At 40.6% G+C, this 7152-nt stretch carries 8 protein-coding genes and 1 pseudogene; 3 read left to right on the top strand and 6 right to left on the bottom strand.

The features are described from left to right. The first annotated feature begins 189 nt into the window (after nucleotides 1-189). Together H5232_RS21540 and H5232_RS21535 are read left to right on the top strand one after the other, a co-directional pair. Nucleotides 190-618 carry a HipA domain-containing protein gene (locus tag H5232_RS21540; protein ID WP_310736898.1) on the top strand — a complete coding sequence of 143 codons (429 nt, stop codon included), beginning with the start codon at nucleotides 190-192 and terminating at the stop codon, nucleotides 616-618. A gap of 65 nt (nucleotides 619-683) precedes the next feature. Then, the gene (locus tag H5232_RS21535) at nucleotides 684-1394 is read left to right on the top strand and encodes a hypothetical protein (RefSeq protein ID WP_182831487.1); all 711 of its coding nucleotides are present in this window, start codon (nucleotides 684-686) and stop codon (nucleotides 1392-1394) included. 80 nt (nucleotides 1395-1474) lie between these two features. Here the strand turns inward: H5232_RS21535 and H5232_RS21530 are convergent, their stop codons facing one another. The 4 genes from H5232_RS21530 to H5232_RS21515 form a co-directional block, all read right to left on the bottom strand. After that, the gene (locus H5232_RS21530) at nucleotides 1475-2308 is read right to left on the bottom strand and encodes an ABC transporter substrate-binding protein (protein ID WP_259398492.1); all 834 of its coding nucleotides are present in this window, start codon (nucleotides 2306-2308) and stop codon (nucleotides 1475-1477) included. Between the two features lie 363 nt (nucleotides 2309-2671). Then, nucleotides 2672-3043 (bottom strand): response regulator, encoded by a 372-nt coding sequence (locus H5232_RS21525; protein WP_145239878.1) that lies wholly within the window; start codon nucleotides 3041-3043, stop codon nucleotides 2672-2674. 53 nt (nucleotides 3044-3096) lie between these two features. Next, nucleotides 3097-3639, bottom strand: a complete 543-nt coding sequence (locus H5232_RS21520) for a DUF6942 family protein (protein WP_182739997.1) — start codon at nucleotides 3637-3639, stop codon at nucleotides 3097-3099. After that, nucleotides 3636-4085 carry a YaiI/YqxD family protein gene (locus H5232_RS21515; protein WP_145239874.1) on the bottom strand — a complete coding sequence of 150 codons (450 nt, stop codon included), beginning with the start codon at nucleotides 4083-4085 and terminating at the stop codon, nucleotides 3636-3638. The genes H5232_RS21520 and H5232_RS21515 overlap by 4 nt, the downstream gene beginning before the upstream one ends. A gap of 123 nt (nucleotides 4086-4208) precedes the next feature. Here H5232_RS21515 and H5232_RS21510 point away from each other — a divergent pair, with 123 nt between their 5' ends. Then, nucleotides 4209-4745 carry a lipocalin family protein gene (locus tag H5232_RS21510; protein ID WP_182718227.1) on the top strand — a complete coding sequence of 179 codons (537 nt, stop codon included), beginning with the start codon at nucleotides 4209-4211 and terminating at the stop codon, nucleotides 4743-4745. Nucleotides 4746-5046: 301 nt separating this feature from the next. Here the strand turns inward: H5232_RS21510 and H5232_RS21505 are convergent, their stop codons facing one another. Together H5232_RS21505 and H5232_RS21500 are read right to left on the bottom strand one after the other, a co-directional pair. Next, nucleotides 5047-5382, bottom strand: a complete 336-nt coding sequence (locus H5232_RS21505; RefSeq protein ID WP_145239865.1) for a DUF3325 domain-containing protein — start codon at nucleotides 5380-5382, stop codon at nucleotides 5047-5049. Beyond that, nucleotides 5382-6989, bottom strand: a pseudogene (locus H5232_RS21500) (PepSY-associated TM helix domain-containing protein). The gene H5232_RS21505 and the pseudogene H5232_RS21500 overlap by 1 nt, the downstream one beginning before the upstream one ends. Nucleotides 6990-7152: the final 163 nt, after the last annotated feature.

The following is a 7152-nucleotide window of genomic DNA, read 5'->3' as shown; positions in this document are numbered from 1 at the left end:
AAATCAATAACGCAGTATAAATTGCTTTTAAACCAACCCGCTGGGCGTTTCACAGGCACTTACTCTCAGCGTTGTTACTTCTTAAAAGGGACTGCCATTCTTGCAAAGTAACGCCTTGATATTAAGCTCCTGTGAAACGCTGAATTCTGCATCTTGAGGTGGTTTGAGTATACCCTTGGCTTAATTAAAGTGATTGGCGAGGAGACATCAGGTGCTTTATCGTTTAGAGCAAGTAATTGTGCAGTAAAGCAAACCTCCTTTCGTGAAGTAACGAATCACCAATTGAGTCAAAAGTTGAACCGTTTTAAGCAAGCGGGCGAGCCTATTACATTATGGGACGGGCGAACGAGGCTCTCTGTCGCTGGGGTTCAAGATAAGCTTAACTTACTCGAAATCGACGGCAGGCTGGGGTTTGGTGAAGGCGAATTATGTTCTAATAAAATATTTAAGTTTGAAACGGGCGCTGCGCCTTTCATTGCCGTAAATGAGTTATTTACTATGTTGCTGGCAAGAGGCGCAGGACTTGATGTGCCTGACGTTGAATTGCGTAGCTATGGTGAAATGCGGGCCTTTGTTATCGATCGTTTTGATAGGCGAATGGTTGTCGGAAACTTCTAATTGAAAGTCTTGCTGCTAGCGTAAAAAATGCTACGCTATCCCTAATTTAACGACAGTGATTTATTATGATTAAAAGGATTTTATTGGCTATCTGCGTGATTTCAACCAATAGCACATTGGCCGCAGAGCAGTATTCGCAATCACGGTGTGATGCTATTAAAGCCGAGCGAGAAAAAGTTCAGGATAGAATGAGGGCAGGATATAAGGCAGCTGAAGGTGAGCGTTTACGCAGGCGCTCAACTGAGTTGTTTGAAATATTAGGTCGTCACTGCATAAGCCCAACTAATTGGAGGAGCCACAGTTCAGGTTCACGAACTTATACTCGCTCATCTGCGAATGATTTATTAACTAAAAAAGTTCATGACTCAACGGTCTATAGTAAAACATACGACAGTGATAGCAAGCGACTCGCGTGGAGTAGCTTTTACCAATATCCTGAGCGCTGCCGTGCTAAAGAAATGCAACAAACTGACTTTGTTTGGTGCAGTGAAAATCGAGCTGAGCAGCGTGCAAAATTTGAAGCCCAGTGGCAAGCACCAAGCAAAGCAAGCGCGAATGTTAAACAGCCAACGGTTGTTTTATCTCAACAAAACGCTACTGCAATAGCCACAATTACACATTCGATGACGCTAACCCCAGTGTCAAAAGCTGATACCCGTTTGAATACAGTTGCTTTGGAAAATGAAGGCTATAACTACAAAGTTTGGCAATTAGTGGCTGTTGGTTGTCTTGCCTTTATGGGAGTTTTTGGCGCTTACCGCTGGTTTAAAGATTAAGTGCAAACAAGTCGCTCTAAGTAAACGCCGGGTTAGGTTAGGCTTATTGTCACGTAAAGTATGAACTACGGGTTAACTCGTTACTGTAGTTTGGCTTGGGGCTGATAATCACCTTGCTCTAAACCTTTAAAGTAAGATTGGTAACGGCCGTTGTGCTTAAACTGTGATAAGTACTGATTAAAGGTGTTGAGCAGTTTTTCACTTTCGCTGTTATTTTTTGGAAATAGTAAGAAGCTTTTATTAATTAACAGGGGTTTGGGGTGGTGGCTAATAACATTAACAAGATCGGGCAGTTGGTGTTTGAGGGTAAAGTAGCCAACACTTTGCTCTTCAGCAAAGGCGTCGATACGCCCTAGTGCTAAACGGCGAAAGTTTTGCTCGGTATTACCTACCCGCGACATTTCAAAAGAGCCTTCGGCAAGGGCTTTATCAAACTCTGGGCCATAACTATAGCCAAGCCCACCACCGAGTAATAGGCCTTTTAAATCTGCAATATTTTGCCAATCAAAATGGCGCTGCTTTTGATAAAAAAACACAAATCGTTCACTGAGTACCGGTTCGCTATATAAGTAAGCAGTTGCTCTTTCGTCACTGAACATCCATACCGCAGTAGCGGCATATTTGTTATTTTCGGTATCGTGATATGCACGTGACCAAGGTAAAAATGTAAAGTTAACGGTAATGCCTGCTTCCGCAAATATATCGCGAATTAAATGCGCTACTACACCTTGGTAGGGCAGCGATTCACTGAGAAAAGGCGGCCATTCACCTGCGCTAAGTTGAATTGTCGTTGAGTCAATACTTTGCGCTGTCGGTACTGCTTTACTGGCGTTACTTACACACAACAGTAGTAACAGACTAGCGTTGCATATATTACGTAATCGTTTAGCTGTTCGCATTGTGTAATTTAGCATTTATGATCATGGTAAAAAATCTGTATTGGTTATAAATTCTTCATTTATGATACTACAGTAGCGATCACGCAAAAGCGAATTAGTTCATAAAGTTATGCTGGGGTTATATGAGTTATCTGATGAGTGAAACCTATCTGGTTGTGGTGTGAGGCGACGTTTAATTGAGTCCCATATCAAATTAGGGCAGTTAGAAGTTTACCCTAATTTTGAATATAACTGCCACTATAAATATTATTTAGTGGGCCCTAAGGAGCATTTTAATTGGCCAAAGGTAATCGCTTTTCAAGCTTGGTTATTATCTAGATTTCAGCAAGATGATGACGCACTTAAACAATGTTTAAAGTAACATAGCGTTGAGATTGACTAACTTTCTAACTTCATAACTTTCTTTAACTGGCTATCTAACACATTTAAATTAAAAGGTTTTACAATAAAGCCTGACACTTTCGCGGCGATAATTTCTTTGATTGCTGTGGAGCTGTCTTCGCAGGTGATCATTAACACCGGGATTTCGGCTAACTCTTGGTCATCACGAATACGATTGAGTAAAGTTTTGCCATCCATTTTTGGCATATGCAAGTCGGTGATAACTAAATCATAGCCTTGGTTTTGTAATAAACTTAATGCTTGTATTCCATCAGTCGCTTCAACAATATCGTGATAATTTAGTTTTCTTAACATATTTATTAATACATGGCGCATCAAAGGCATATCGTCAACGACGAGGATTTTCATAAAGTTAAATTGTCCATAATATGCAAATTACCTTAAGGTTAGTTAACAAAGTCTTACTCTGCCACAAAACACTGGGCAACTAGCTGACTAAGTCGCGCTATTTTTATATTGCTAAGTTGGCGGTAATCAAAGTATGGACACACAATCAACTTGTTTACTTTATCGATAGCAAATTCTTCATCTAACCACTGTAATTGGCACTGTAAGTGTCCTTGCTGCAGCAGCGCTTTAGCATATGTGCGTCCGGCAATAATATGCAAGGTATTATTGTTATTTAAAACCGGAGGGCTAAAAAGTAAGGCAGTTTGACTATTAAGCTGCAGCAGTTGTTCATCACGATAGTGTTGCCAAGTCGGGGCGAGTTTGGCGAATTGGTAATACTCGCTAGGCAGTGCAAATAACACTTTAGCATATACATTAAATACTTTACGCCAGCCATTACCACAGGCTTGGTTGATGCTGGCAATTTGTCCATCCACACATGACGTCACTGTACTTAGGTTGGTGTACTGTGGCATCGGTGGTACATTCGCTATATACACAGCGACTGTAAAAGCTGGGTCACCAAAGCCTATATTACTTGCAGCCTTACTCATTTATTTTTAGCTAGAATGCGGTCTAGATTATTAGCAAAGTTTTGACGATCACTTTGGCTAAGCGGTGGCGGTCCGCCGTTCATTTCAACGCCACTTGAACGCATAGTATCCATAAAATCGCGCACATTTAGTAACGAGCGAATATTTTCACTGGTATACAGTTCGCCGCGAGGATTTAGCGCTTGGCCGCCATTATCGATTACTTCTGATGCTAGCGGAATATCACCGGTGATCACTAGATCATTGGCTGCAATACGTTTGACGATTTCGTCATCAGCCACATCAAACCCTGATGAGACCTGCAACCGGCTAATGTATTTTGAAGGCGGAATACGCATTGCATGATTAGCGACTAAAATTGTTTCAGTTTGCGTACGCTCTGCGGCACGAAACAAAATTTCTTTGATCACCACTGGACAGGCGTCAGCATCAACCCATATCTTCATTGTTAACTTCTAATAGTTAGTAAAAAAATGATCCTAACCTAAGGCTTTTAGAACAACTAGTATTAAGTGAACTTTTTATGCTTTACTGCGTTGGTGGCCTAATTAACTATCAAGGAATCAACGATGAAAAATCAATTATTTATCACTCTTACTCTGTTTGTGAGTAGTTTACTACTTGGCTGTACTGGCATGCCCGATAAGGTTGCACCAGTGAGTCCTTTTTCCATCGAACAGTACCAAGGTAAGTGGTATGAAATAGCCCGATTAGATCACTCCTTTGAGCGGGGTTTAGATAATATAACAGCGGATTATACAATTAACGATGATGGCTCTGTAACTGTGCTAAACCGTGGTTTTAATAGTGAGGAAAACAAATGGAGTGAGGCTCAAGGTACTGCGAAATTTGTTGATAGCAATAATGTTGGTCATTTAAAAGTATCGTTTTTTGGTCCTTTTTACAGCTCTTATATTGTATTTAAGTTAGATCAACAAAATTACCAATATGCGTACGTATCTGGCTACAATAACGATTATTTGTGGCTATTATCGCGTACCCCCACTGTGAGTGAGCAACGCTTAGCTGACTTTAAAGTGCTTGCGCAGCAAAAAGGCTTTGATACTGACAACCTGATTATGGTTAAACAGAACAGTACACCATGACTGTAAATCCCCTTTACAGTGATAGAGAATAGCTATGTAGGGCGGCTTGTGTAACTTTGACTTTGCTACGACTACACAGTAATAGGTTTTATTTTTTTATATTAAAAAGTAATTACTAGGTAATAAATATGACACATTAGAGGGATATTATGTTCCACATAGATTGATTGGCAATAGCTTCAATCAAGCTATTTGTAACATGAGTATCCCCCTACTATTTATAACCAAATCATTTGGATATAGGCAAACTAAGTTAGTTTGCCTTTTTTTTTTGCTCAGATCATATTTTTACTAACTAAGCTTAAAAAACAGTTAAAAACAGCCCACTGAGCATTACAACGGTGATATTTAAAGCAGTCATTATTTTTACCCAAGATGCTTTGAAGCTATAAAAAATCATTAATATTAAGACACTTAGCGCCATGTAACCACAAAATAGTAAAGCGCCGTAGCCGTTATGTTGTACAACACTCAGTACTAAGCTTAGTAAAATACTGATCCAAGCAGCGATCAAAAACTGTTTACTGAGTTTGTCGCTAGGGCGGGTTTTAAATACATCACGGTAATGATTAAATTTAGCCAAAGCAAAACAATTAAATGCCAGTAAACATAGGCTCAATTGCAGTAATTCATGCATTATGGTTGCTCCTGTAACTTAGTTTTTGCTGAACGGCGCGCCCGTTGTTGCGGTGTTTTAGCCGGAGTGTGAGTTGGTATTTTTTTGGCCTGAATTACAAATAAGGCTGCAAATATTAAGCACATTAAATCAAAACTAAACAACGCCCATTGGCCGTTTAGCAAGTAGCTTATTAGATTGCCATTGGTGGTAAGAGCATTAATAACAGGCACGCTGAGACAGGCGATACCGTTTATCCACGCGAGTAAAATCCACTGCGGCCTTGCGCGTTTAAATAGCGCAAACAAAGCAACGGCTAGCCAAGTCACAAAGAATGCAAGTATTTCTTTATCAGCGCGCTCAGGGGTTGTCATAGGCAGTAACCGGTTGGCAATAAAAAATGCGCAGGTTGCAAGTGGTAAGCCCATTAATGTGGCAAGGTTTAACCCTTCTACCAACTTTAAGCCAATTGTAGCGGGTTGGTCTTTTTTCATGCGTTCGCGAATACGCTTAGCCCACATAATACAGCCAGTTGCTATCATTACACAGCCAGCTACGCCGCATAAAAAGTATAACCAGCGTAATAATGGGTTAGCTAAACGGCCTGTATGTAGGGCTGTTAGCGAGTCATAGAACACTTCTGTATTGGTTAATTGGGCAGCAGTTTTAGCTATTAAGCTGCCATCTACACCGTTAAATAATAAGGTGGGTGTTTGGTCGCGAACTAGGCTACCGGTGTCTGCACGGACTGTAATTGTGGCTGAGGCTTTATTTGGATCACGAATTGATATTTGTGTTAAGTCAGCATCAGGCCAGTTAGTATAAACTTGATCTATAATAGTATCGATGGCAATTAATGGCGCTCTATCTGGGCTAGTTTAGGTGCGCACATTAGTGGGTGACACATCGTTAAATAAACCACGAATACCATCTTCGTATGCGGTCATTGCTGGATAGGGGAATAACATAAATATTAGCGTGATTAGGCCTGTATAAGTGATCATAATATGAAAAGGTAACGCCAATACAGACGATACATTATGGCCATCTAACCAACTGCGGCTGCCTTTATTGGCACGAAAGCTAAACATATCTTTAAAAATACGTTTGTGGATCACCACCCCAGATATCAGCGCTACCAACATAAATAAGCTCGCAAAGCAGACAATCCATCGGGCTGTGCGTACATCAATATAATGTAGGTCAAAATGCAGTCGGTAAAAAAAGTTACCACCTCTGGTGTCTCTTGTTTGTGCTATTTCGTCGCCTGTTTGTGGGTTGATATTGTGCTCTTGCCAACCACCAAAACGCTTCCCTTCAGGACGAGGCTTTTCATAAGCATAGTTAAGCTGCGGTTTTCGCTCTGTGGGCAAGTAAATTCCCCAACGCGTAGACTCCGAGCCTGCATTTTGTAGGTAATTAATACCACTGATAATTTGGCTACGCTGTTGCGCTACACGCTGTTCAGGCGCTTGTACATTGTGCAGCGCTGGTTGATTCCATAGCGTTATTTCGTCCCGAAAAAAACTCACCGTACCAGCAAAAAATATTAAATAGAGTAGCCAGCATACTAATAATCCAACCCAAGTATGCATCCAGGTCATGGAGCGGAAAAAACTCTCTTTCATAGCCAACCCTTTAGTAATGATAAGATCAGAGCACACCCTGAAGTAGTTAGTAAAATAGTGATCCATATTTTAGATAGTGACTTAACTGCAAACACCCAAATAAACACGCAGCTGTACACTAAAATAGTCAGGCTGATACTAAGCAGTACAGCATCTGATTTTT

The sequence above is a fragment of the Pseudoalteromonas sp. SG41-5 genome (genome assembly GCF_014164495.1).
Lineage (GTDB): Bacteria > Pseudomonadota > Gammaproteobacteria > Enterobacterales > Alteromonadaceae > Pseudoalteromonas > Pseudoalteromonas rhizosphaerae.
Note: the sequence above shows the minus strand (reverse complement) of the source record. Positions and strands in the feature narration are given on the sequence as shown.

Bases quoted from the DNA above. Each gene is read 5' to 3' on its own strand.
- H5232_RS21525 (WP_145239878.1), bottom strand. From the start codon at position 3,043: ATGAAAATCCTCGTCGTTGACGATATGCCTTTGATGCGCCATGTATTA.
- H5232_RS21520 (WP_182739997.1), bottom strand. From the start codon at position 3,639: ATGAGTAAGGCTGCAAGTAATATAGGCTTTGGTGACCCAGCTTTTACA.
- H5232_RS21515 (WP_145239874.1), bottom strand. From the start codon at position 4,085: ATGAAGATATGGGTTGATGCTGACGCCTGTCCAGTGGTGATCAAAGAA.
- H5232_RS21505 (WP_145239865.1), bottom strand. From the start codon at position 5,382: ATGCATGAATTACTGCAATTGAGCCTATGTTTACTGGCATTTAATTGT.
- H5232_RS21510 (WP_182718227.1), top strand. From the start codon at position 4,209: ATGAAAAATCAATTATTTATCACTCTTACTCTGTTTGTGAGTAGTTTA.
- H5232_RS21530 (WP_259398492.1), bottom strand. From the start codon at position 2,308: ATGCTAAATTACACAATGCGAACAGCTAAACGATTACGTAATATATGC.
- H5232_RS21535 (WP_182831487.1), top strand. From the start codon at position 684: ATGATTAAAAGGATTTTATTGGCTATCTGCGTGATTTCAACCAATAGC.